Below are 24221 nucleotides of genomic sequence, written 5' to 3' on the forward strand. Positions count from 1 at the left end.
ACCAGAGAGCACACGTCCACGGGCGAAACACACGGGGGACCACCGGATGACCAGTGCACCGACCCGCCTCACCGCGGAACTCGCGCCCTACGCGCTGATCCGCGTGGCGGCGCTGCCGCACCCCGGGCCGGCGCCGTCGGACTTCCGGGCCGCGCTGGACGCGGTGGTCGCGGCGGAGGCCCGGATCTCGGCGATGGCGGCCGACCTGGCGGACGCGTTGCACGACAGCGCCGACACCCACTCCCCCGGCTTCCACCGGCGCGTCGTGCTGCCGTTGCGGCGAGCCGTCCACAACGGACGTGCGCCCCGGCCCGCGCTGCCGGCGGAGCTGGGCACGTTGTCCGACCGGGTTCCCCTGCTGGCGCACTGGCTCGACGCCCGCACCGCGCTGGAGACGGCGGTCGACGCGGCGCTGAGCGCCTGGCCCGCCGGTCTCGCCGCGTCGCGGGCGTGGCTGGCCGAGGTGTGCTCGACCGGTGAGCTGCGCCGGGCGAGCGTGCTGACCGGGGCGGACCTGTTGCACGGCGTCGACCGGACCGCGGCCGGTCGCGGTGAGCCGGATCGCAAGGCGCGCAAGGCGGAGGCGACCGTGCTCCGGTACGCACTGCGCGCCACCGCCAAGACGAGCCCCCTGTCCTGGTACACCCACGTCGGGTGGGGCACGTGGGCGGACGGGCCGTGGCCCTCGGCGGAGCCCGTGTCGCACCCGGCGGTGAACCGGCTGCTGCCGGACAGGATCGTCGCGGCGCTGGGTCCGGTGTTGCCGCACCGCCTCGCGCCCGGTCTGCGGGAACGCGACGGCCGCGTGCTGTTCCGCCGCGACACCCCGGTCGCCGGCGGCGGGCGGGCCCTGGTGACCAAGGAAGAGGAAGTCGACGTGGCCGCGACCGGGCCGCTGCGGTTCGTCATCGCGACCGTGCGGGCCGCCGGGCCGGAAGGGGTGCGGCCGGAGGCGGTCGCGGAGGCGTTGGCGGCCAGGCTGTCGGCGGCGGACGCGGCGAAGGCCGCGGGCTACGTGGCGAAGATGCGGGACATCGGCCTGCTGGTGCCGGTGTCCCCGATCGACCCGCAGGACCCGGACGCGATCGGCTCGCTCGCCACCTGGCTGCGGTCGCACGACGACACCGCCGCCGCCGAGGTGACGCGCCTGGCCGAGACGACCGCCGCGTTCGGCACGGCCGACCCGCCGACCCGGGCGACCACCATCGCCCATCTGGCCGAAGGCTGGCGCGGAGTCGGTGAACGCCTCGGCGCGGACCTGTCCGGCATTCCCCCGGTCGTGGAGGACGTGCTGCTGCCCGAACCGATCCCCGTCCCGCCCGGCGCGTCCGCCGCCCTGGCCCGGCTGACCCCGCTGCTGGTGGCGTTCGACCAGCAGATCCTCCTCCGCAGGCTGGCCAGGACCCGTTTCGTCGAGTGGTTCGGCGAAGGCGGCACGGCCTCGCTCGCCGACTGCGCCGCCCCGCTCGGCCTGGCCTGGCAGGACTCCACGCGGATCGGCGACGTGCACGACCCCGAGGTCCTCGCCGTGCTCGACGCCCGCGCCAAGCTCGTCGACCAGGTCCACGACGGCACGGTCACCGACCACGTCCTCGCCACGGCCGCCGACCTGCTGCCGCCCTGGGCGATCCGCCGGCCCGGTTCCTACGGCTTCTTCGTCCAGCCCACCGCCGACGGCGGGCTCGTGGTCAACCGCGTCTACGCCGGGTTCGGCAAGTTCACCAGCCGCTTCCTCGACCGGCTGCCCGGCGCGCGCGACGCGGTCGCCGCCCAGGTCGGCCGCTACCTGCCCGACCGGGCCCAGTTCCGCCCGGTCCGGGGCTTCAACGCCAACCTGCACCCGCTGCTGGACGCCCGCGAGATCGGGGAGGACGCCCGCTGGGCCGACCTGCCCGCCGACGAGATCGACGTCCGGCACGACCAGGACACCGACGAGATCCGGGTGACCCACCGCGGCGCCCCGCTCGACGTGCTGTACCTGGGATTCCTGATCCCGCTGGCGCTACCCGACCGGCAGATCCCGCTGTACTCCGACCTGGCCTGCGGCTGGGTCGACCTGGACCCGCTCCGCACGTCCACAGTGGACGGAGCTGTCACGGTCAGGGGCCGACTCACCTACGGGGACGTCGTCCTGGCCCGCCGGTCGTGGGACTTCCCCGTGCCACCCGGCATCGGCGCCGAGGAACAGGCCGCCGTGGACACCGCGAGGCTGCGCGCCCGACACGGCCTGCCGGAGCACGTCTTCGTCGGGCCCGACCTCGGACCGATGTCGGCCGACGTCTACGAACGCACGCTCGCCGCGGGCAAACCGCAGTACGCCGACCTCGGCGACGCGCTGCACCTGCGCTGCCTGCCCCGCCTGCTCTCCCGGTTCCCCGAGGGCGTCCGGCTGACCGAGGCACTGCCCGTGCCCGGCGCCGGGTCACCGAACGGGCGGGTGGTCGAGATGATCGCGGAAACGTACTGGAGGGCACTGTGACCGATGTCGTCTGCTACTACCGTGACCCGGTGAAGGCGCCACTGCTCCGGGAGGCAGTGCTGCCCGCACTCGCGGCGGCGGAGCGCACCGGCGCCACCGGCCACGTGGAACGGCACTGGCTGCACGGCCCCCACCTGCGCATCAGGCTGGACGGCCCCGAGGAGGCCGCCGAGCTCGTCGCGGACGGGCTGCGCTCGTACCTGGCCACATCTCCCTCCACAGTGGACACATCGGACGAGGAGCTGCTGGCGCAGGCCCGGCGCAACGGTGTGGCCGAGCTGATCCGGCCACCCTACGAGCCGATCCACCCGGACAACACGGTCGTGGTGGAGCCGACGGACCTGACCGACATCCGGGGGTTGCTCGGCTCGGACGTGCTGGTGGACCTGCGGACGCGGTGCCTGCGCCTGGGGGTGCCGGCCGTGCGGGGTGCGGTGGCCACCGACGGCACGTCCGCGTCCCGCGTCCACCTCGCCCTGACCGCGATGGCCGCGCACGCGAGCCGCTACCCGGCCGGGCTGCTCAACGGCTACCACTCGTTCCTGTCCCACCTGGAGGACTTCCTGCTGCACAGCGATCCGGACGGCGTGCTGCGCGCGCGGTTCGACCAGGTGTGGGAGCGCAACGCCGACCCGGTCACGGAAACCGTCCGCGACATCGCCGAGGGCCGGACCCGGACGCCGTGGACGGCGTGGACGGTCGACACCCGCGGCCTGATCGAGGAGGTCTTCGACCGGGGCGAGCTGCCCACCGAGCGCCCGTCGCTGCACGGCGAGCGGGCCGTGGAACTGGGCGAGGAGAAGGCGATCCGCCGCTGGCACCCCGACCACCGCGACTACCAGAGCGAGTACCACCGGCAGCTCCAGGCCGTCGACCTCGACCACCCGCTCTACCAGCGACCCGTCACCGTCTACCGCTTCGGGACCAACATGCTCTACCAACTGCTCGCGGTGTGCGACGTGACGCCGGTCGAGCGCTACCTGGCGGCGGACCTCGTCGCGAAGGCCGCCCAGCGGATCACCGGGGTCGGCTGGTCCGAGCACATCGCGCGGATGGCCGAGGTGACGCGGTGAACGACGTGCTGCTGCGCTTGCGCCCCATCGCGCACGCCACCCCCACCGCGACCGGCCTGCACGTGCGGGGCTGGAAGTCCAGCTTCACCCTGGACGGCGGCAAGGGCCTGTGGACCATCTGGGAACGCCTCGCCGGTCCGCTGGCCGACGGCGTGCCGCCGGGGCGACTGGCCGTTCCGGAGAACGCGCCGCCGGCCGTGGCCAAGGCCTTGGAGCTGATCATCGCCCAGTTGTGGGAGCACGACCTGCTGGTCGAGGTGCCCGCGTCATGGGGCGACGAGGCGCCTCCCGGGGACATCGCGAGCTGGCTGGAGTCCGTCGCCGCGTCACCGCTGGAGTCGTGGCGGCGGATGAAGGCCACGACGGTCACCGTGACGGGTGACGACGCGTTGGCGAAAGCGGCGGTCCGCGCGCTGACCGCGACCGGGCTGAAGACCGTGGTCGAGTCCGGCGAAGGGCTCCTCCTCACCGCCGGCGGTCACGCGGTCGCCGCCGGGTGCGCCGAGGACGTGGGTTTCGTGGTCGCGCCGGGCTCGCGGGCCGACGTGCTCGCGGACGCGTCGGCGGTCGCCGACCGACTCGCGGGCACCGCGGGCACGCCGCCCGAGGTGCTGGCCGCGCTGCTCGGCTCGGCCGCCGCGCACCGGCTGGTGTGCGCGGTGGGCGGTCTGCCCGACCCGTCGGCGGAGGTGGTGAACATGTGGCAGGACGTGCCGCCGCCCGGCCCACCGCACCAGGCGGTGCTCGTCGCCGGGGTCGACCCGCTGCGCGCCGAGTACCACCCGTGGCTGTCCGAGGTCCGGCCGTGCGAGCCGAACGGGATACTGCTGGAAGTGCTGGGGGACGCCGAACTCGGCCCGGTCGCGAAACCGGTGCCCGGCGACCTGCCGCAACTGCCGGTCAAGCTCGCCGCGTCCGGTGACGTGGTCGGGTTCGGCACGACCGAGCACTCGGCGCGGCTCGACGCGCTGATCCGTGCCGCGCGGAAGCTCGCGCCCGAGGGCGCGGTCCTCGGCGCGGACCGGACCCACGCCCTGGGCCTGGCGCTGCGCACGGCCGTGCGGGAGGTGCCGGGCACCCCGGTCGGCGAGGACGAATGGCTCACCGACCCGACCGCGCGGCGCTGGTGGAAGGCCGTCACACTGCGGTTCGGCCTGCCCGCACAGGTCGAGGTGACGAGGCTGGACCACCGCGTGGTCCGCGCCGTCGTGCGGCTCGGCGAGGAGGTGCTGTCCTGGGCGGTGGAGGCGGGCGCCGCCGACGCCGTGGCGTTCGCCGCGCTGGCCGCCGCCGGACGGGCGCAGGCCGGGCTCGACGACACGATCGTCCTTTGTGGAGCGGTGCCGGTCACCGCCCCGGAGGGGGCCGACGCGCCGTGGGCGAACCGGGACTGGTTCTGGCCCTTCGGGGTCCGGGACGGCGAGGAGGCGTTGCAGCACGACCTGCGGGCGCTGCTCGCGCCGGCCGAGGTGAAACCGGTGAGCCTCGGCCCGGTGTTGGACGCCGCCGGCGTGGTGGCGTTCGCGGTGCCGGAGGTGAGCCGGTGACCGTGCTGGAGCTGTCCCGGTACACGATCGGCGACCTCGACCGGATCAGCGCGGACGGCGCGGACGCGCCCGTGCTTCCGATGCGCCACGACGGTGGTCTGGTGCTGCTCGGGCCGGTGTTCGGCGGCGGTGACGGCGTGGGTGACGGCGTGTGCCTGCGCTGCGCCGAGGACGCGCGGCTCGCCACGCTGGGCAGGTCCGTGCCGCGCCGTGACGAGAGGATGCGCTTGGGCGGCCTGTGCTCCCCCGCGCTCAAGCCCCTGTTGGACGTGCTCGTCGAGCGGGTGCTGGCGGATCCGGACGCGTACCGCGACGTCGTGTTGGCCGTGCGGACGGACCTGGCGACGGTCGGGGAGCACCGGGTGCGGCCCCGGTCCGGCGGCTGCCCGGTGTGCGGGCCGCTGCCGGAGGACTCCCCCGATGCCGCCACGGTCGTCCGCACCCCGGTCCCGGTGGTGCCGGGCACGCTGCGGGGCGCCAACCCGCTCACCGACGGCGACGCGGTGCGGGAAGCGCTGTTCGACCTGCGGCACGGCCCGGTCGGCGGGATCTTCCGGATCGGCGACCTGCCCCTGGCGGCGGTCACCGCGGAGATCGTGCCGGACAACCAGACCGGGCAGGCCGGTTTCGGCCGCACGGGCGACTACGCCGAAGCCGAGCGGGTGGCGCTGTTCGAGGCCGTGGAGCGGCACGCCGGGATGCGGCCCCGCCGCGTCACCACGGTCCTGGAGTCGTCCTACGCCGAACTCGGGTCGAGAGCGCTGGACCCGCCCCGCCTGGGCCTACCCGACAACGAGTCCCCGCACACCGTCGAGTACCACCCCGACGTCCGGACGCGTTGGGTGCACGGCTGGTCGTACACGAACGCCAGACCGATCGCGGTGCCCGAGCACGTGGCGTACTGGGCCATGGGGCACGACGCGGGCCCGCGGTTCGTCGACGAGACGTCCAACGGCTGCGGCACGGGCAACAGCCTCACCGAAGCCGTGCTGTACGGGATGTTCGAGATCGCCGAGCGGGACGCGTTCCTGACCGCCTGGTACGAGCGGAAACGCCTGCCGCACCTGGTCGTCCGGGACGGGTTCGTCCGGCACCTGGTCGACCGGATGGCGCAGCTGGGCTACGACCTGGAGTTCTACGACGCCACCAACGACCTGGGCGTGCCCTCCGTGTTGTCCCTGGCCCGCTACACCGGCCGCGCAGAGCTGGCACCGAGGGCGTTCTTCGCCGCCAGCGCGGGCTTGGACCCGGACGCGGCGATGCGCTCGGCGGCGGCCGAAGTGGCGGTGGACGTGGAGTCGGCGGCCAGGCAGTACCGCAGCCGCCCCGGCGACCACGACCGGGAACGGCTGCGGAAGATGCTCGCGACGCCGGAGCTGATCCGCACGATGGAGGACCACGTGACCGTCAACGGGCTCCCGGAGGCCGCCGGCCGGTACGACTTCCTCGTACCCGCGACACCGGTCGACCCGGTGGTCCCGGACGTGCCGCGGGACGACCTGGACGCGCTGCTGGAGCACTACGTGCGGAAGTGGGCCGCGCTGGACCTGGAGGTGATCGCGGTCGACCAGACCGACCCGGTGTGGCGCGCCCGGCTGGGACTGCACTCGGCGAAGGTCATCGTGCCCGGAACCGTGCCGATGTCGTTCGGCGAGCTCAACCGCCGCACGCACGGCATACCCCGGCTGCGCCCGGTCGGTCCCCCGCTGCCCCACCCGTTCCCGTGACCGCCGCCGACGCGCTCGCCACCGCCTACGCGCACGGCCCCGGCCGGGTGGTGGAGCAAGGGCGACCCGCACCGTTCCGGCCCTCGGCGGGACCTCGGGTGCCGCTCACCGCCCTGGCCGCCCAGGGCCGTTTCGGCGCGGCGCTGGGCCACCTGCTGACGGAAGTGGCGACTCCGCTGCGCTGGGAGACGTGGAACCAGTACAACGACCACCGCGGCTACCCGTCGGCGCGGGCCGCGTTCACGGTGGACGTCGTGCTGGCGATCGGGTCGCGGCGGTGGCCGCTGGACCCGGTGCGGCGGGCGACGATCGGCGCGGAGCCGCCCGTCCTGGACGGACCGGTGCGGCTGGAGCTCGTGCGGCGGCGGGAACGCCTCGCGGAGGGCTACCGGGAGTTCGGCGACGTGCTCACCGAACTGGAGGTCGGCCACGTGGCGGCGGCCCTGGTGGAACACGCTGTCCGGCACGGGCTGAAGGCGTGGACATCGGGGCTCACCGTGACCGTGGCCCCGGACCGCGAGACCGGCGAGCCGCTGGAGCCGCCGCCGATGCCGCCGCGCGGCTCGGGTTTCGGGCCGCGCGGCATCTCCGCCGACCCCAGGCCGCTGCCCGCGAGCGCCGTGCGCGCGTTCGTGGCGGCGATCACCCGTCCCCCGGCGGGCTCACCGGTGCGCGACGACCTGCGGCACAGGCTGGCGGTGCGCAACGTCGAGGGCCTGGCCGATGGGTGGTACGCGCTGGACGGGTGGTGCGAGGTGGACGGGCTGCGGCTGGTCGAACCCGGTCCGGCGCTGGAGGGCCTGCGCGAGGTGTTCGGGCACCCGCCCAACACCATCGACGTGGCCCGGATGAACCTGGCGCTGGTGACCACGGGCGACCCGGCCGCGGCCGTGGCGTCGGACGGCCCGGACGGCTATCCCGCGCTCCTGCGTGCGGCCGGCGCGACGGCGCAGCACGTGTGCACGGCCGCGGCGGGCGCGGGGATGTTCTGCCGGCCGGCGCGCAGCGTGTTCGACAGCCCGCTGGAAGCGCTCGTCCGGGCGCCGGCGTCGCACTCGCTGCTGTACCTGCTCGTGGCAGGCCGCCCGCGCGGCGCGGGTTTCACCTACGACCTGAGTCCGCTGGAGGCGTGATGAGCTGGACCAGCCTGCAAGTCCGGCTGTCGTGGGCGACCGAGCACGTGGACGCGTTCATCGCCGACACGCTCGCACCGGCGCTGGCCGAGCACCGCGCGGCGGGCCGGATCGCCGACTGGTTCTACGTCCGGTACTGGTTGACCGGCCCGCACCTGCGCATCCGGCTCCGTGACGCGACCACGGACGTCACCGCGCAGTTGCGCGACCTGGTCTCCGGGGCGGGCTTCCCCGAGCTGTCGGTCGACCCCGAGCGGTTCTACGCCTCCCTCGGCGCCTCGGGGGAGGCCTGGCTGCCGCACGGCGACGTGCGCGAGGTGCCGTACGAGCCCGAAGTGCACCGGTACGGCGGACCACAGGCGCTGCCGGTGGCGGAGGAAGTGTTCTGCCGCAGCACGGAGGTCGCGGTGGCCGTGCTGCGTGCCGCGAGGACGCCGGGCGCGAAGATCAGCGCCGCCGTGGAGTTGGTGATGGCCACGACCATCGCGCTCAAGCTGGACCGCCCGGCCGCGGCGTCGTGGCTGCGCACGCTCGCGTCCGGGTGGAGGCAGGGCCACGAGCCGTCCGCGCCGCCGACGCTCCGCTCGCACGTGGCCGCGCGGAAGCTGCACGAGCAACGGGCGGCGGATCTCAGTGCCCGCTGGGACCGGCTGGAGTCCCACTCGACCGGCGCGGTCGCGTTCTGGATGGACCAGGTGCGGCCGGACCTGCCGTCGTACGTGTGGGCGTCGCAGTTGCACATGCTGCTGAACCGGCTGGGCATCGGCTCCGAGGAGGAGCGCACGGTGTGCTGGCTGGTCGCGCAGACCGCAGGCTCCCCGGACGGCGTCACGCCGTTCCACGAGGACGGGGCCTCGGCGCCCGACCGCCGGTACGTGGAGGCGAGCAAGTTCCTGTCCGGTGTGGAGGAACAGGGACCGCGCAAGGGCGTGATCCCGTCGTGGCCGCCGGTTCTGCCGTGGCACGAGGTCGTGGCGCTGCCACCGGTCCAGGCCCCGTCCGGTTCGCTGGCGGACGCGCTGTCGGCCCGCCACACCTCGCGCGGCGAGCAGTTGACCGGACCGCTGTCGGCGGAGCAACTGGCCACCCTGCTGTGGACCGCGCAGGGCGCGCTGCCCGGCGGGCGCAGGCCTTACCCGAGCGCGGGCGCGCTGCACACCGCTCGGCTGAGACTGATCGCGTGGGAGGTGTCCGACCTCGCGCCGGGCGTGTACGACGTGGACGAGGCGAAGCGGGTCCTGGTGCGGATCGCGCCAGCACCGTCCACATCGGACGTCACGCTGACGTCGATGTGGTTCGGCCCGCGGGACGACGGCGTCGTGCTCGCCACGACGCCCGCGCTGCTCGCCCTGTACGTGCGGGTGGGCGAGCTGCGCCGGTTCTACGGCTTGCGGGCGCTGCGGCTGACGTTGGTCGAGGCGGGTCACCTGGCGCAGAACCTCGCGCTCGTGGCCCAGTCGGCCGGGCTGTCACTGGGGACGATCGGCGGGTTCTACGACGACATGGCCCACGACGTGCTCGGGTTGGACGGCGTGAACGACGTGCTGGTCTACTTCATGCCGGTCAGTTCGGCTCCCACGTCGACAGCGTGACGCGCGCGACAGCGGAAGATCATTCGTGTGGTGGCGTTGACGCAGACGCGTCCCGAGGCGGTGCGCCCGCCTCATCGGCGAGCAGCGCCCGGAGCTGTTCGGCTTCCGGCGCGTCGAGTTCCGTGAAGAGGGCCAACGCCTGCTCGTAGTGCTCACGCGACCCCAAGGCGCGGCCCAACCCGGCGTGGGCCCGCGCCCGCTGGTCGGTGGCGTCGATCTCCACGGCGAGGCTCAACGCGGCGGTGTGGTGGTGGACGGCGGCGCTCGACTCCGCGGCCGTCTCGCCAAGGCCGTTGAGGGCGTACGCCTCGCCGTCGCGGTCTCCGATTTCGCGGAACGCGGCCAGCGCGCGGGCGTAGTGCTCGGCGGCGCGCTCGCAGTCGCCGAGGTGGGCGTGCAGCGTGCCCAGCCCCTCCGCCGCCCACGCCTCGCCGGAGCGGTTGCCGAGTTGCCGGTACCGGGCCGACGCCTGCTCGTAGTGGTCGATCGCGGACTCGTGGCGGCCGAGTTTCACCTCGACCGAGCCCAGACCCTCCATCGCCCACGCCTCGTCGTCGCGGTCGCCGAGGTCACGACACAGGCGCAGCGCCAGCTCCAGGTGGTCGGCGGCCGACTCGTAGCGGCCGAGGCGCTCTTCGACCCCGGCGAGGTTCGTCAGCACCCGTGCCTCGGCCGCCCGGTCCCCGGTGTCCCGGCACAGCCCCAGCGCCTGCCCGTAGCGGTCCGCCGCCTGCTGGAAGCGACCCAGGCGCGTGTCGACGACGCCCAGGTTGGTCAACGCGCGGGCCGCGCCGGCGCTGTCCTCGGCGCGGCGGAACAGCTCCAGCGCCTCGTGGAGGTACTCGGCCGCCGGTTCCGCCTGGCGCAGCTGGAGGTGGGTCGCGGCGAGGTTGGTGAGCACGTGGGCCAGCAGCGACGGGTCGTCGAGTTCGCGGGCGGCGTCGTGCGCGTGGCCGTGGAGGGTCAGGGCATCGACCGGGTGGCCGTTGTTGAGGTGGCGGAACAGCGTGAGCGACAGGTGCACGGCGTGCGCGGGGCTGCCGTGCGCGGCCGACGTGACCAGCGCCGGGCGTTCGGTGTCCAGCCATGCCAACGCCGCGTCGGCGTCGGTGACGTCCGGCACCGGTGTCGTGGCCGCGGCCACCCGGGGCCTGCGGTCGGCCTCCGCCGGGTGCAGGGTGTCCATCGCGGCCGAGGCCGTTGCCAACTGGTAGGCGAACAGCCTGGTCACGGCCGCGTGCCGGGCCGACGGCGGGTCCTCGTCGGCGGCGCGGCCGGAGGCGTGGGCGCGGACCAGGTCGTGGAACGAGTAGCGACCCGCGGTGCCCTGCACGAGGTGGTCGTGGTGCAGGTGCTCCAGGTGCGCACGGGCGGTGGCCAGGTCGGTGTCGGCGAGCGCGGCGGCGGCGTGCGCGTCGAACTCCCCGGTCGGGTGCAGGGCCGTCAGCCGCAACAGCCGACGCCGGTCCGCGGGCAGGCGTCGGTAGGAGACGTCCAGGGCCAGTTCCACGCCCGTGTCCAGGCGGTGGAGCCGGTGGCGGTCGTCGAGCCGGTCCGCGTGGTCGGTGAGCGTCCAGCCGGCCGCGGCGCGGATGTGCCCGGCGATCAGGCCCAGGGCCAGCGGCAGGTACCCGCAGCGGCCGGCGATGCGCGCCAACGCCGACGGGTCGTCGCCCCGCGGCACGTCGCCGACCTCGTCCGCGAGGAACGCGACGGCGTCCGCGGGTGTGAAGACGTCGATCGACACGCGGGCCGTCGCCTCCAGCCCGGTCAGGCCGCGCCTGCTCGTGACGAGCGCGACGCAGCCCGGCGCGTCCGGCAGCAGCGGCCGGACCTGCGCTTCGTCGGCGGCGTTGTCGAGCACCACGAGGGCGTCGGCGATCCGCTCGCGGTAGGCGGCGACCCGGTCCGGCAGGTCGTGCGGCACCTCCGTGCCGGGCACCCCGAGCAGCCGCAGGAACCCGTCCAGGACGGCCGCCGGGTCGGCCGGGGGCTGGTCCGGGTCGAAACCGCGCAGGTCGACGAACAGCACCCGGGCGAACGCCCGCTCGCGCGCCAGCACGTGCGCCGCGTGCACGGCCAGCCGCGTCTTCCCGGCGCCCGCCATGCCCTCGATGGTCGCTATCGCCACCCGCCCGCCGGCCGCCACCCACCCGCCGGCCGCCGCGCGCCGCAGCACCGCCAGTTCCGCCTCGCGCCCGGTGAACCGCGGCAGGTCGTCCGGCAACGCGCCCCGCACCCGCACCTGCGCCGCCGCGGCGGCCTCACCGCCGATCACCCGCAACACCTGCCGCCAGTGCGACACGTACCCCGCGTCCGGGTGCAGCGCCTGCACGACCCCGACGACCAGGTCGGCGTTGACCCGCCTCCGCCCGGCCCGGAAGCAGTCCACGACGGTCGTCTTGCGCGCCAACTCACCCGCCGGCCGCCCGGCGCGCGTCCACTCCGCGTTGACCGCGGCCGTGATCCGCTCGAACGACGGGTCGCCCGCCCACACCTTGAGCCGCCGCAGCCGCTCGACCAGGTCGTCGAGCGTGGCCGCCTGCCCGGGATCGGGCAAATCCGCGAACGTGCGGACCGGGCGCGACATGCCGTGCGACTCCATGGATCGACTGGGGTGTCCCACCGTAGCGGCCCGGTGCCCGTGGCGTTCGGATTCGGTCGGATTCGCCCGACCGCCCGCCGGGGCCCGGCACCATCGACCCCGCCGGAGGGGCGCGGGAGGCGTCACCTCCACGGGCTGCAACCGATCTTGAACGGGAAAGAACGGATGATCACCATGTGGAAAAAGGCAGCGACCGCTGTCGCTACGCTGGCGTTGACGGCCGCCGGCGTCGTGTTCTCCCCCGCGGCGTCCGCCGCCGAGCCGTGCCGTGCCGGAGGCCTGTGCCTGTACCGCAACACCGGCTTCATCAACATGAAGTTCGTGACCGAGCGGCGCGGCCAGTGCTGGGACCTCGCGGACTACGGGCTCGCCAACGCCGTCTTCTCCTACCGCAACAACATGGCCGTCTACGCCCGCTTCTACGACGCGAGCTGGGGCAACGTCTGGAACATCCGCAACGGCGGCAGCAGTTCCGACAGCTCGTCGTTCTCCGGCGAGCGGTACGTCTGCACCGACTGAGACTCCGCGTGGGGACGGCGACCGGCCGGTGCCGGTCGCCGTCTCCAGTCGTGCTGAGCCGGAAGCGGGGTCAGAGCTTGCCCGCGCCCGCACCCGCCGTGACGGACGACTTGACAGTGCCGACACCGTCCGCGGTGTAGCCGTACGGGATAGCGGCCACCGTGCCGTTGATCTCACACGGTCCGGAGTTGGTGAGCGAGTTGTTGCGTGCCACCAACCGTCCGGGATCGGAGTCCGCGTACCCGCTCGCCGACCAGCACGCCTGCTGCACGTTCTCGAAGACGTTGCCCTCCACGAGCAGTCCGGCGTCCATCAGGGAAGCGATGGCGTACGAGTCGGAGTTGTTGTTGACGTTGGAGTAGTAGTTGTTGAACACGTGGACCGTCTCGCCGAAGCGGACCCGCGGGCTGCGCTCGAACGTGCGGTCGAACCAGTTGTGGTGGTACGTGATCCGCAGGTGACCGCGGTCCTCACCGGCGTTGCCGTCGGAGTGGCCGACCAGCGAGGTCTTCCAGTGGTTCCGGACGACGTTCCAGGACACCGTGATGTAGTCGGCGGCGTGGGTGAAGTCCATCATGCCGTCGTAGAAGTCTGGGTCGTTCTCGATGGTGCTGGACAAGGTGTTGTGGTCGATCCAGACGTGGGTGGCGCTCTCGACCTGGATCGCGTCGTTGCCGGGCACCCCGCGGATGTTCATGTTCTGGATGATCACGTTGGCCGGGGTCATGTCCTCGATGTTGAGGGTGGTCCCGGAGATGCCCGAGTTGGCGCCGACGCCCCGGATCGTCTTGTTGGCGCTGACCTCGATCGTGCCCGAACCGCTGAGCATGCCGTTGACCAGGATCGTCCGGGCACCCGAGGCCTGCGCCTGGGTCCGGAGATCGGCCCAACTGCTCACCGTGACCGTGGAACCGCCCGCACCACCGGTGGTGCCGCCGGCCTGCGTGGCCCAGCCGACGATCCCGCCGGGCGGCTGCGGCTGAGGGGTGCCACCGACTTCGAAGTCGAGGTAGTCGATGTTGGCCAGGCCGCCGGCGGTGGTCGGGTTGAGCCGGATGGTGTTGCTACCCGCGTTCACCGACACGCTCAGCGTCTTGGTCACCCAAGTCGACCAGGCGCCCGTGCCCTCGAACGACGGCGCCTGGACCGTGGAGCCGTTCACGACCAGGTTGGCCGGCCGGGCCGTGGTGGTCCCGTTGGCGAACCGGACGCCCAACGTCGCCGTACCCGAAGCCGACGCGTTCACCGTGAACTGGACGTAGCCGCTGGTGGCGTTGGTGCCGTTGCAGAACCCGCTGCCGGAGTACCCGGACCAGTTGGAATCGATCGTGCCGGAACACACCGCCGGCGAGTTCTCCACCTCGTACCGCGTAGGCGCGGCCTGCGCGGTGGACGATGCCACCGCAACCAGTGCACCGGCCAACAGGCCGATACACGCAATCATGGGTCTCACGCGCATGGTAAGTCTCCGTGGGATCAGCTCGTCGTGAAGGCGCTTTCCATTTGCAGGGTGACAGAATCGATCGAGGCGCAACTGTGCGACACCCAGTGATATCGACCCGTCGACGGGAAGGCGACAAACACGGTGCCCCTGGGTGCTTCTTTGCGCCATCGGACAGGAAACCGTTTTCCCATCGGATGCTATGAGGTCGACAACGCGGGGTCAACGGCGAATTCCGGGGTAGCACCACGTCGCCGAGCGTCGAATCGATCGAATGCCCAGGTCATCGCCACCAAAATTGATCACCGACTCGCCTCGGACCTGCGGCGGAAAATGCGGACCGGTCATACTTGTGAACAAAATCGGCGGGCACTGGTCATACTTGTGAACCAGGGGATTACGCAGATATGGGTCCGTCAGCGGAGTTCGACCAGGCCTCGGCGGACCGCTTCGGAGACGGCGCCGGCGCGGTTGCCCAGGCCTTGGGCGACCAGGCGGATCACCTCGATCTCCCGGTCGGTGAGGACGGGCTCCGGGCCGGTGAGTCGGCTGACCACGCGGGCGGCGGCGTCCGGGCCGAGGGCTGCACCGCCACAGGCGGCTGTCCGGGCGGCCTGGAACAGTTCGTCCGGCGCGCCGGCTTTGAGCACGTAGCCGCGGGCACCCGCGGTCATGGCTCGCACCACGTCCGCCCGGGTGCCGTAGCTGGTGAGCACGACGACCGCCGCCGACCGCCGCGCTCCGCTGGGTCGTCGCGGACGGCCACCCGTTCATGGCCCGGGGTCAGCGGGCGGTGATCCTGGCCGGCGCCAAGCACCCGGCGGCGGCCGAGCTCTACATGAACTGGCAGCTCTCCACCGGTGTGCAGGCGAACTCGTTCAACGGCTGGTCGGTCCGCACCGACGTCACCCCCGCCGGTGGCTTCAAGCCGATCTGGCAGTACCCCGACGCCCACCTCGGCGGCTTCCCCCAGTTCATGGCCGACCGCGCCGAGGTCGAGCGCTGGAAGCAGACGTTCGCGCTCTACTTCGGCGAGGTGCAAGGCGCACCCACACCCGGCCGGCTCGGGCTGCACCCCGGCCGTTAGGACATCAATTCGGCGCAGGCCTGCGGGCGGCATCCTCGAAAGGCGCGTCGGATTTTCCGGCAACGCGCCTTTCGCACGTTCCGGTGGCCGCGAATTGCGGAAGACGACTTCGGGATTTCGCGCATGTTCATCGATCGCTCCGGCGGTGACCATGAACAGCGTCAACGCACCCTCCGACCCCGCAAGAGTCGTCAGTGCTCAAGAACTGGTTCCGCAAGGTGGGCCCGGCCACGCTGGCCTGCGCCGCCGTGACCACGCTCGTCGCCGCACCGTCCGCTCAGGCCGCGGGCAACCTCATCAACTTCACAAACCACCGCAACCACGCGGTGTGGGTGGCCGTGGTGGTCAAGTCGAACCCCGACCGGTGGTGCATCAGGGTCGTCTCGGGTGCGTCGCTGGCCCCCAAGCGGCAGTTCCCGACCGACACCGTCGAATGGGCGGCCCGGGTCTCGTGCAGCAAGAGCGACCCGGTCATCGCGCGGAAGGTCACGTGCTGGGGTTCGCAGGACCTGTTCTTCGACATCAGGTAACCGGTCCCGGCGCAGTCGTCGGGTCGTGATCGACCCGACGACTGCATCACTGGGCGCAGATCGGGTGGTGGGCGTGTTGGGGAGGAACTTCGTCCATTCATCAGGGGTGAGATCGCGGTCGAGCGTGTGGCAGACGGTGGTGATGGCGTGTCGGGGTCGGTGTTCCAGAGGGCGATGGTTTGTCGGTGCCGGCAGTGGCGATGGTGCGGCCGTCAAGTACGTCGAACAGGGCTGCTCATCAACCACCATCCCGGTGAAATCAACCCGGCGACCGCGTTCGGCGTCTCCGGGCAAGGCATCTGCGGCACGAAGTTGGAGTGCAACTGGGGTGACGCGGCGAGGCGACCGCGTTCGCCATCTCGCCCACCCGGCGCATCTACCGCACCTGGCCGGGCGCCACCACCTGGCACGAGATGCCCAACGGCGGCCGGGCCGACGACACGCAGAGCTGCTTCGTGCTCGAGGGGCTCCGGCACGTCACCGTCCGGGTGTACGGAACAACAAACTCGACCTGGTGGTCCTACCGGGACGCCGGCGGCACCTGGCGCGGTTGGTACCCGGGGTCCTGACCTCTACCTGATCAAGGCGTCCCTCAAGTCGTTCCAGCGGCTTGAGGAACGCCTTGGTCAGGTCCTGGGTCGGGGCGACCGACCACCAGCACGAGGGCGACCGCGCACACGAGGAGCAGGGCCGAAACCCAATGCCCGGCCGTGCCCAGTGACGCGCCCACGCCACCGTCATCCTCCGTGACGGCCGCACGCCAGAGGTTGAGCGTGCCGAACACGCCGAGCGCCGAGGCCGTCGCCAAGGCCGCGAAGGCGGGCGTTCCGACCACGCGGAAGGCCAAGCCCGCGCTCGCCGCGACGGCGGCCATCACCAGGAACAGCAAGGCCCACACGACGAACTCCGCGACGCCGCGTTCGTCGGGCCGCAGTGCCATCCCGATGAACGGGAGGACGGCCAGGGCGACGAGCGCGGCGGTCGACCACGTCCGCAGCGCACCGACGGCGCCGACCAGCACACCCGCCAGCGCGAGCGGCCACGCGAAGCCGGTGGCGCCCGCCGGCGCGTCGTGGATCAGGACGAGCATCACGACGGGCGCGGCCAGGACCAGGCCTGTCAGCGCGACCGCGGTCACGCTCCTGAGCCCGGTCGTCGCGCTCGCCGCGACCGCGATCCCGAACACCACGAGTCCTACCACTCCCCCGGTGACGGTGCCGAAGGCCTGCTCCCCGGTGATCGCGACCGCCACCGTCGGCAGCACGGTCGCGACAGCGGCGCAGGCTCCGGCGGCCCGCGCCCAGCCGTCGCTCTCCACGACCGCCGCTTTGCCGCCGAGCACGACGGCGGTGATCGCGACGGCGGCGGCCACCGCGACGATCAGCACACGCGGCGTCGCGGCGGCGGACCGCGCCGGACCGATGACGGCCACGCCGTAGTACGCCGCGACCGCGACGAAGCCGGCGAGCGCGCCACCAGCCCTGCTCGACCTCGCGACTTCCCGCACGACGCCGAAGAGCCCGATCACCAACACGCCGGCAGCACCCGCGACCAGGCAGCCGACCGCGACGGGGATCGACAACCCCTGCGTCGCCGGGTCTTGCCCGCTGCCGACAGCGGTGGCCGTCAGGCCCCGGTACTCCGGCGCGTGCAGCACCGTCGCGAGCACCACACCCGCCGCACCCGCGGCGACCAGCCAACGCCAATACCGGTCGAGCAGCACGGCCACCGCCATCGCGCCCGCACCGCACAGCGCGATCACGAGCTGCGCGCCGATGTGGGCCGGGCTGTCCGGCCCGACCACGAACAACATCCCCAACGACTGCGGCGACCCCACGAACGCGAGCACCACCGCCCCCGCCACACCGGCGGTGACCAACCGCCAGACCGAGCCGCCCACTGGAACTCCCCCACCCTTCACACCAGCCGACGCTAGTGGACAACACGCACCGCCATGGGCCGAACGCCGCATCAGCCCGAGCGATCCACCGACCCGAACGCCCAACTCCCGGGTCTCCACCGCACTACTCGCGAGTCCTACGTCCAGGCGGGGTCAGGTGACGGTCAGGGCGGCGTCGCCGCGGGCGCGGCAGTACTGGACGCCGTCGATCTTGTTGATCGGGTTGAACTCCACCGAGTACCGGTCGATCTTCCGGTCGCCGACCAGCAGCCCGTCCACGCCGTCCGGCCGCTCGTGGGTCGCCACGCCGTCGGCGTCGGTCGTCTCCTCGGCCACCCGTCGCCCGGTCGTCTTGCCGTCCACCGGGCCGACCGCGATGAAGAACGCCAGTTCCGCGCCCTGCACCGGCTTGCCGCCTGCCGTCATCGTCGCGGTCAGGGTCAGCGGGGCGACCCGGTCGGTGACCGTCACGTCCGCCACGGCGATGGCCGTCTCGGTGCACGACCGCGAACCCGGCTCGGTCCCGCACGCCGCCAGACCGGTCACGGCGAGGAGCACCGCCGGGAGTCCCGCGACGCGGAACCCCCGGCGGTCGCGCTTGCTCTGCGTCATGGCCTCAGCATCCACCAGCCGACCAGTCGTAGGCGGCGCGGGCCGGCGGGTCGTTGAACGGGTGCGTGTAATACGCGGTGAGCATGTCGATGCCGAACGACATGTCCTCCGGCGCGATGCCCACCGGCGACGGCACGGGGTCCAGGTAGTTCAGCGTGCGCAGGATCGTCTCCCCCGGTCGGCCTTCGATGGCGATCTCGTTCTCGCTCGTCGCGAACTTGCCGGGCAGGGTGCTGACCCCCAGGCACGCCACGCCGAAGTCGAACTTCCGGGACAGCCTCAGCTCCTGGTCGGCCAGGTGGAAGCGGATGGCGTGGATGGTGTTGCTCTCGTCCAGCTTGAGCTTCACCTCCTGGTCCGGGCCGGGGATGTCCACGTGGAACGTGAGGTCGACGTCCGGCACGATGGTCAGCCCGCCGAACTTCAGGAAGATCCGCTCGAAGTCGCCTTCGATGCCCGTGGTGAGGTAGCTCAGGTTCGCCCCCGGCGAGAACGTGACGTGGCGGACCCCGGTCAGCACGAGCTGGAAGTCGTCGATCTTGATCTCCGGCACCCCGGCGTGCCCGGTGAGCGTCCCCTTGGCCTCACCCAGCACCGGCACCTCCTCGTTGAACACCTCCAGGTCGATCTGCTGCACCGGGTAGGCGGTGTGCACGGTGGCGCCCAACCGCAGTTCCGCCGTCGCCGGCACCGAGTCCACCTCGACGGACGTCCCCGTGCCGAGCGCGACCGTGGTGACCGCGCCGAGGTCGGTGAAGCCGGCGAAGGCGTTGCCCGCGAGCGGGATGTCCACCCCGCCGATCGGGAACCCCTTGACCAGGTCGGCCTCGACCTCGGCCGATCCGTCCAGAGTGGACTGCGGTGCGTCCGCCGTCGTCCGACCGCTGTAGGTGATCTTCGGTGTGGCGACGGCTCCGGACGCGAAACCGGTCATCTCGAAGTCGAGCTTTGCGGGCACGTCGGTGATCGAGAGCCGCCCGGACGCCGGACCGCCCTGGAACGCCGCGGTGACGTGTGCGGTCAGGCTGCCGATCCCCTCCGACGCGACCGAGCGCACGGTGCTCTTCGAGCCGAAGATCCCGTCGACGTTCACCTTGCTCGGCACGTTGGACAGGCCGGCCGCGCCGTACACGGTCCCGTAGTCCGCCGTGGTCGCCTCGATCCGCGCGTCCACCCCGCCCAACGACGCGCCGTGCGCGTCGTGCGCGTAGGTGAACCCGCGCGGGTCGGCGTCCGCGGGGTGGAACGGGCCGACGGTGAGGTGGTCGATCGTCGGCGACAGCCCGGAGAGGGTGACCATGCCCGCCGCGTGCGAGACCTTGTCCACCAGGCCGTCGAGCGACGCGTACAGCCGCAGCGCGCCACCGGCGGGCGAGTACTCGGTCAGGTCCACCTGCTTGGTCTTGAGGTCGACGGTCACCGTCCTGGGCAGGCCGGGCAGGTTCACCGTGGCCACCGCGCCGAAGCAGGCGGCGAGCAGCGTGCAGAACGGGCTGTCGTCCCGCACGCAGCCCGGTCCGTTCGCGCAGGACCGGCCCCGTGCGGCGACGCCGTTGTCGAACAGCGGCGCGCCGAGCCCGTTCAACGCGGCGATCTTGCCCAGGTACGCCTCGGCCTGGAAGCCCGCCTGCCGGTCCGCCTGGTAAGTAATCTTGCCCTCGGTCATGCCGATCTCGACGGTGTTCGGCGTGTCCAGGAGCGCGGTCGCGGCGATCCTCGTGTCGTCGGCGCCGTTCGCGGCGAACACCGCGTCGGCGTCGAGCGCGATCCGGGTCGCCGCCATGGCGAGCGTGGCCGTCGAGCCGGTCTTGTCCTTGGTGTAGGTGACCGACCTCAGCCCGGCGATCGTCGCGCTCGCGTCGATGTCGTTGCTCAGCTCGCGGAAGTGGCCCGCGAGGTGCGGGCCGACCGGGGACGTCGCGCCGCCGTGGTTGGTCACCGCGAACGTCGCCGACCCGAGCGCGGACGACTCCGCGACCAGCCGGTAGTTCCCGTCGGCCCAGTCCGCGGTGAACTTCGCCGGGATGTCCCGCAGCTCGCCGAACGCCGACCAGTTGCGCCCGTCCACCGGGATGTCGCGCACGAGGGCGGTGACCGCGCTGATCGGCGCGGACATGGTGACCTCGGCGTGCTTGGCGGTCGCGTCGACCACCACGTCGGCCTCGGCGGGCACGCCGCGCACGGCCGCCCGGAGGTGCCCGACGCGGTCTCCCGTCACGGTCAACGCGATCTCGTCGACCGGGGCGGAGTTGCGCATGCTCAGCGTCGTGCGGTCGCCCAGGGTGCCGGTGACGCGCATGGACGCGGGCAGGTTCGACACCGCCGCCCGGCCGCGCACCACCGGGAACCGCTGGTCGGTGGTGCGGGTGTCGACGTCGAGGGTGAGGCTGCCGAGCGCGGCGGACGCCGTGTAGCCGACGTCGACCTTGCCGCCGCCGACGTCGATCGGCCCGACGGTCAGGTCCACCGGCGAGGGCACGCCCGCCAGCGTCGCCAACGCCTTGAAGTCGGGCAGCGCGTCGATCAGCCCGTGCACGCCGACGTACGCCTGGAGCGGGCCGGTCGGCCGGTAGTCGTCCAGGACGACGGTGCGGGCGTTCATGTCGACGGTGACGGCGGTCGGCAGGCCCGGCAGGCTCACCGTGCCGACCACGCCGAAGCAGCGCGGGAACGTCGAGCAGAACGGGCCGTCGTCCTTCGCGCAGCCGGTTCCGTCGTCGCAGCCGCGGGCGACCGCGGCGACACCGTTGCCGAACAGCGGCGCCCCGAGCCCGTTCAACGCGGCGATCTTGCCGAACGCGACGTTGAGCGCGAGGCCGATGTTGCGGTCGGCGGCGTAGGTCAGCCTCCCTGCCCCGTAGTCGACCCGGATCGTGCTCGGCAGGTTGTCGACCCTGCCGGACACGGCGAACTTGACGTCGTCGACGTTGTCCGCGGTGGCGAGGATCGCCTCCGCGTCGACGAACACGGGCGCGCCACCGGTGTCGGTGTCGAGCCGGAAGGTCTGGTTGCCCTCCGTCTTCGAGTACTCGACGTGCGAGAGGTTGCGCACGGCCATGCTCGCGTCGAGATCGCCCGTGGACTGCCGGTAGTGGACGGCGGCGTGCAGGCCGGTCGGCGCGACGGTGTCGCGGTGGTTGGTCACCGCGAGCCGTGCCGAGGCCAGTGGCGCGGTCAGGGCGCGGAACCGGTAGTCGCCGTCCGCCCAGTCCGCGTCGAACTCGGTCGGGATGCCCGCCAACTCGGCGATCGCGGTCCAGTCGCGACCGGCGGCGGGGGCGCGGGCGACGACCGTGATGCCGTCCATCGTCTGCGCGAGCGTGCCCTTCAGGTGCTTGGCGGCGAGGTCGATCGTGACGTCGACGCTCGTCGGCACACCGGTGGTCAGCGCGGACAGGTAGTGGTCGTCCTGCGGGCGCAGCGCCTCGATGTGCGCCAGGCTGGCGAACAGCTCGATCCGCGGCACGCGGCTGGACGCGGTGTAGAGCAGCCTCGGCTGCTCGCCCACCTCGTACTTCAGGTCCACTGTGGACGGCAGTTCGAGGACCGTGCCGAACAGCGTCGGTCCGCTCGCGGTGTTCGTGTACGCGACGTGCACCCGGTTGACCACGGCACTGGCCCGGTAGGCGACCGTGCGGTTCGCCGTGTCGGCGTCGACCGACAGCGTCGCGGGCAGGTTGGAGACCTCCAGCCTGGCCTTGTGCAGGCCGTCGATATCGCCCGCGCCGGTGAACGCCTGGCCGCCCGGCTCGAACTCGGTGGTGAGCCTGGTGTGGCCGTCGAAGTAGGCGTCGACCGTCTTCAGACCGGAGATCCGGGCGCTGGCCCCGATCTTCTGGTCACGGGTGATCACCGTGGCGTGGTCGCCGTCCAGCGGCGCGTAGTCGCCGAGGTTCTTGGAGAACGCGACCGCGGCCGACCCGATGGCCTGCTCCGCCTTCAGGTCGACGTGGCTCGCGGCCCGGTCCACCAGCAGGTCGAGGCGCGTCGGCAGCGCCCGCAGCGAACCGCGTCCGACGATCGCCGGGTCGCGGTCGTAGAAGTTCACGTCGAGCGCGTCCAGCCTGCTGCTCGCCGTGTAGTTGGCGGTGATCCTGTCCTGCTCGGTCTTGAAGTTCGCGTCCCAGGTCGCGGGCACGGCCTTGGCGCCGGCCTGGAGCGCCCAGTCGAGCCGCTGCCCCGCGTAGACGTAGTCGGCGAACAGGACGTCGTCGATGGTGGAGTCGGCGCGGTACTCGACGTCGGCCTCGCCGCCGCCGACGGGCCTGGTCACGGTCGCGGACACCTGCGTCGGCAGCATGTCGACCTTGAGCTGGTCGAACCGGCTCGTCCCGCCGCGGTTGGAGAGGACTTGCGCGTCGAGGTGCGTGCGCACGTTGCTGCTGGAGTCGACGGTGGCCCGTTGGCCGCGATCGGCCGCGCCGGGGTCGATGTACGCGTGCGCGTGGAAGATGTTGGGCACCGGGGAGAACCGGGTGCTCGCGACGGTCGGGTCGTAGGCGTCGCCGGCGCGGTCGTCGCGCACCGACGCCATGCCCGCCGTGATCGCCAGCGACTCGCCCGCACCGGCCGACAGCAGGGTGGCCTTGATGTCGTAGATGCCTTGCAGGGCGCGGATCGGGTTGAGCGTGAAGATGCCGAGCGTGCCGGTGGGCAGGCTGCTGCCCCGGCGGAAACCGTCGAACCCGAGCGAGAGCCGCGTGCGGCCGGGGATGTCGTAGACGGCCCACACGTGGCCGGGCAGGTCGCGGCCGACGTGCTCGCTGGTCGGCAGGCGCAGTTGCAGGAACGCCAGGCCGACGTTGATCAGGTCGAGCAGGGCGGTCAGCTTCTCCTGCACGGTCGTGTTCAGGCCGCGCAGCAGCTCTTCCAGCTCCAGCTTCTCCAGCAGCCACTCGGGGTGCAGGATCACGTTGAGCGGGTCCTTAAGCAGTTCGACGAGCACGTTGAGGCGCGCGGTGGCGTCGTTGATCTGCCGGTCGAGGTCGAGGATCTCGCGGACCGGCCCGACGACGTCGCCGACCGCGACGGCGGGCAGCAGGTCGGCCAGCACGTCCGGGGTCCGGTCGCCGGTGACGTCGACGATCGCGGGAACGCCGAGCGGCAACGTGAGGGAGCAGGACACCTGCTTCGTGCTCGACTCGGAGCACACGCGGTAGGTGATGCGCGGGATGCCGTCCGGCAGTTCGTTCAGCAGTGCCAACGGGTCGACGGGCAGCGGCGGCGGGATGTTCCCGGACAGCAGCGCGTCGATCAGCTCCTGGATCGTCGCGGGCCGGCTCGGGTCGACGAACTGGGCCGACGACACCTGCGGCTGGAGCTTCCGCGCGTCCAGGTCGGGCGTGCCGTCGGGGTTGAGCCGACCGGCCCGCCCGAGGGTGGCCAGCGCGTCGGCCGCGGTCGCGTCGACGAGTTCCTGGCCGGGGCGTTGCGGCAGGGTCAGCTGGTACGGGGAGACCGGCGGCTGGGGCGTCACGGGTGCGCGTTCGATCGGCACCGTGCCCGGCGCCGGGTTCAGCCCCGGCAGCGGCTCGATGTCCTGCAGCGCCTTGGATCTCTCCCGCGTGATCGGCACGTGCCCGTCCGGGCCGGGGTCGATCGGGCCGAGGTCGGGCACGTCCAGCACGGCCGCGCTCGGTGCGGTGGGCGCGAGTGGTTCGACCTCGGGCGAGGCAGGTGCGGCAGGCGAGGCGGGCGACGTGGGCGCTGCCGGGACGACCGGCGTCGGCGCGGGCTCGGGTGTCGGCGCGGCCACCGCGGTCGCGCCGAGCGCGATCTGGCCGACGACGGCGACACCGGCCACCAAAACGCGCAGCGTCGTACGGCGTGCATGAGTGAACACTGCTGCTCCCCCCGAAGTCAGCGAAGGTCCCCCCGGACCTCCTGGGCACTGGTGTGTCCGCTGACAACCGCACCACCGGACGCAGGTGTCGTCAATCAGCCGTTCGCACCAGTCCCCTTGGTCTGAGGGTGGTC

15 protein-coding genes are annotated in these 24221 nt (G+C 72.6%); 9 read left to right on the top strand and 6 right to left on the bottom strand.

The window, feature by feature from the left end; translation table 11 throughout:
* Positions 1 to 46 precede the first annotated feature (46 nt).
* From FM051_RS25670 to FM051_RS25695, 6 genes are read left to right on the top strand one after another with little or no spacing between them, the layout of a single operon-like run.
* Positions 47 to 2479, top strand: coding sequence for a lantibiotic dehydratase (locus tag FM051_RS25670; protein WP_158847631.1), 2433 nt, complete (start codon positions 47 to 49; stop codon positions 2477 to 2479).
* Positions 2476 to 3552 carry a lantibiotic dehydratase C-terminal domain-containing protein gene (locus tag FM051_RS25675; RefSeq protein ID WP_158847633.1) on the top strand — a complete coding sequence of 359 codons (1077 nt, stop codon included), beginning with the start codon at positions 2476 to 2478 and terminating at the stop codon, positions 3550 to 3552. Before FM051_RS25670 ends, FM051_RS25675 begins: the two co-directional genes overlap by 4 nt.
* A complete protein-coding gene (locus tag FM051_RS25680) occupies positions 3549 to 5099 on the top strand; it encodes a hypothetical protein (protein WP_158847635.1) in 1551 nt (516 codons plus the stop codon). Before FM051_RS25675 ends, FM051_RS25680 begins: the two co-directional genes overlap by 4 nt.
* Complete coding sequence (locus tag FM051_RS25685; protein WP_158847637.1) at positions 5096 to 6826, top strand: TOMM precursor leader peptide-binding protein; 1731 nt, start codon at positions 5096 to 5098, stop codon at positions 6824 to 6826. The genes FM051_RS25680 and FM051_RS25685 overlap by 4 nt, the downstream gene beginning before the upstream one ends.
* A complete protein-coding gene (locus FM051_RS25690) occupies positions 6823 to 7959 on the top strand; it encodes a hypothetical protein (RefSeq protein WP_158847639.1) in 1137 nt (378 codons plus the stop codon). The genes FM051_RS25685 and FM051_RS25690 overlap by 4 nt, the downstream gene beginning before the upstream one ends.
* Positions 7959 to 9551 carry a thiopeptide-type bacteriocin biosynthesis protein gene (locus FM051_RS25695; RefSeq protein ID WP_158847641.1) on the top strand — a complete coding sequence of 531 codons (1593 nt, stop codon included), beginning with the start codon at positions 7959 to 7961 and terminating at the stop codon, positions 9549 to 9551. Before FM051_RS25690 ends, FM051_RS25695 begins: the two co-directional genes overlap by 1 nt.
* Before the next feature lie 19 nt (positions 9552 to 9570).
* Here FM051_RS25695 and FM051_RS25700 read toward each other — a convergent pair whose 3' ends face one another.
* A complete protein-coding gene (locus FM051_RS25700) occupies positions 9571 to 12141 on the bottom strand; it encodes a tetratricopeptide repeat protein (RefSeq protein ID WP_238412647.1) in 2571 nt (856 codons plus the stop codon).
* A 189-nt stretch (positions 12142 to 12330) separates the two neighbouring features.
* On the opposite strand from FM051_RS25700, the gene FM051_RS25705 reads away from it, so the two are divergent.
* A complete protein-coding gene (locus FM051_RS25705) occupies positions 12331 to 12675 on the top strand; it encodes a peptidase inhibitor family I36 protein (RefSeq protein ID WP_158847645.1) in 345 nt (114 codons plus the stop codon).
* 70 nt (positions 12676 to 12745) lie between these two features.
* Here FM051_RS25705 and FM051_RS25710 read toward each other — a convergent pair whose 3' ends face one another.
* Entirely contained in the window at positions 12746 to 14077 is a 1332-nt protein-coding gene (locus FM051_RS25710; RefSeq protein ID WP_202919017.1) for a pectate lyase family protein, read from the bottom strand.
* A gap of 455 nt (positions 14078 to 14532) precedes the next feature.
* On the bottom strand, positions 14533 to 14790 hold the full coding sequence (locus tag FM051_RS25715) for a helix-turn-helix domain-containing protein (protein ID WP_158847649.1): 258 nt from the start codon (positions 14788 to 14790) through the stop codon (positions 14533 to 14535).
* A 98-nt stretch (positions 14791 to 14888) separates the two neighbouring features.
* Between FM051_RS25715 and FM051_RS25720 the strand changes: the two genes are divergently transcribed.
* Together FM051_RS25720 and FM051_RS25725 are read left to right on the top strand one after the other, a co-directional pair.
* Positions 14889 to 15203 carry a type 2 periplasmic-binding domain-containing protein gene (locus FM051_RS25720; RefSeq protein WP_238412648.1) on the top strand — a complete coding sequence of 105 codons (315 nt, stop codon included), beginning with the start codon at positions 14889 to 14891 and terminating at the stop codon, positions 15201 to 15203.
* A gap of 194 nt (positions 15204 to 15397) precedes the next feature.
* On the top strand, positions 15398 to 15733 hold the full coding sequence (locus FM051_RS25725; RefSeq protein WP_158847651.1) for a hypothetical protein: 336 nt from the start codon (positions 15398 to 15400) through the stop codon (positions 15731 to 15733).
* Between the two features lie 592 nt (positions 15734 to 16325).
* Here FM051_RS25725 and FM051_RS25730 read toward each other — a convergent pair.
* The 3 genes from FM051_RS25730 to FM051_RS25740 form a co-directional block, all read right to left on the bottom strand.
* Complete coding sequence (locus FM051_RS25730; protein WP_158847653.1) at positions 16326 to 17633, bottom strand: hypothetical protein; 1308 nt, start codon at positions 17631 to 17633, stop codon at positions 16326 to 16328.
* 153 nt (positions 17634 to 17786) lie between these two features.
* A complete protein-coding gene (locus tag FM051_RS25735) occupies positions 17787 to 18245 on the bottom strand; it encodes a hypothetical protein (RefSeq protein WP_158847655.1) in 459 nt (152 codons plus the stop codon).
* A gap of 4 nt (positions 18246 to 18249) precedes the next feature.
* Positions 18250 to 24087: a hypothetical protein gene (locus FM051_RS25740; RefSeq protein WP_158847657.1), complete on the bottom strand. Its 5838-nt coding sequence runs from the start codon at positions 24085 to 24087 to the stop codon at positions 18250 to 18252.
* Between the last annotated feature and the right edge of the window lie 134 nt (positions 24088 to 24221).

The organism is Saccharothrix deserti (assembly GCF_009769385.1).
GTDB classification, from domain to species: domain Bacteria; phylum Actinomycetota; class Actinomycetes; order Mycobacteriales; family Pseudonocardiaceae; genus Actinosynnema; species Actinosynnema deserti.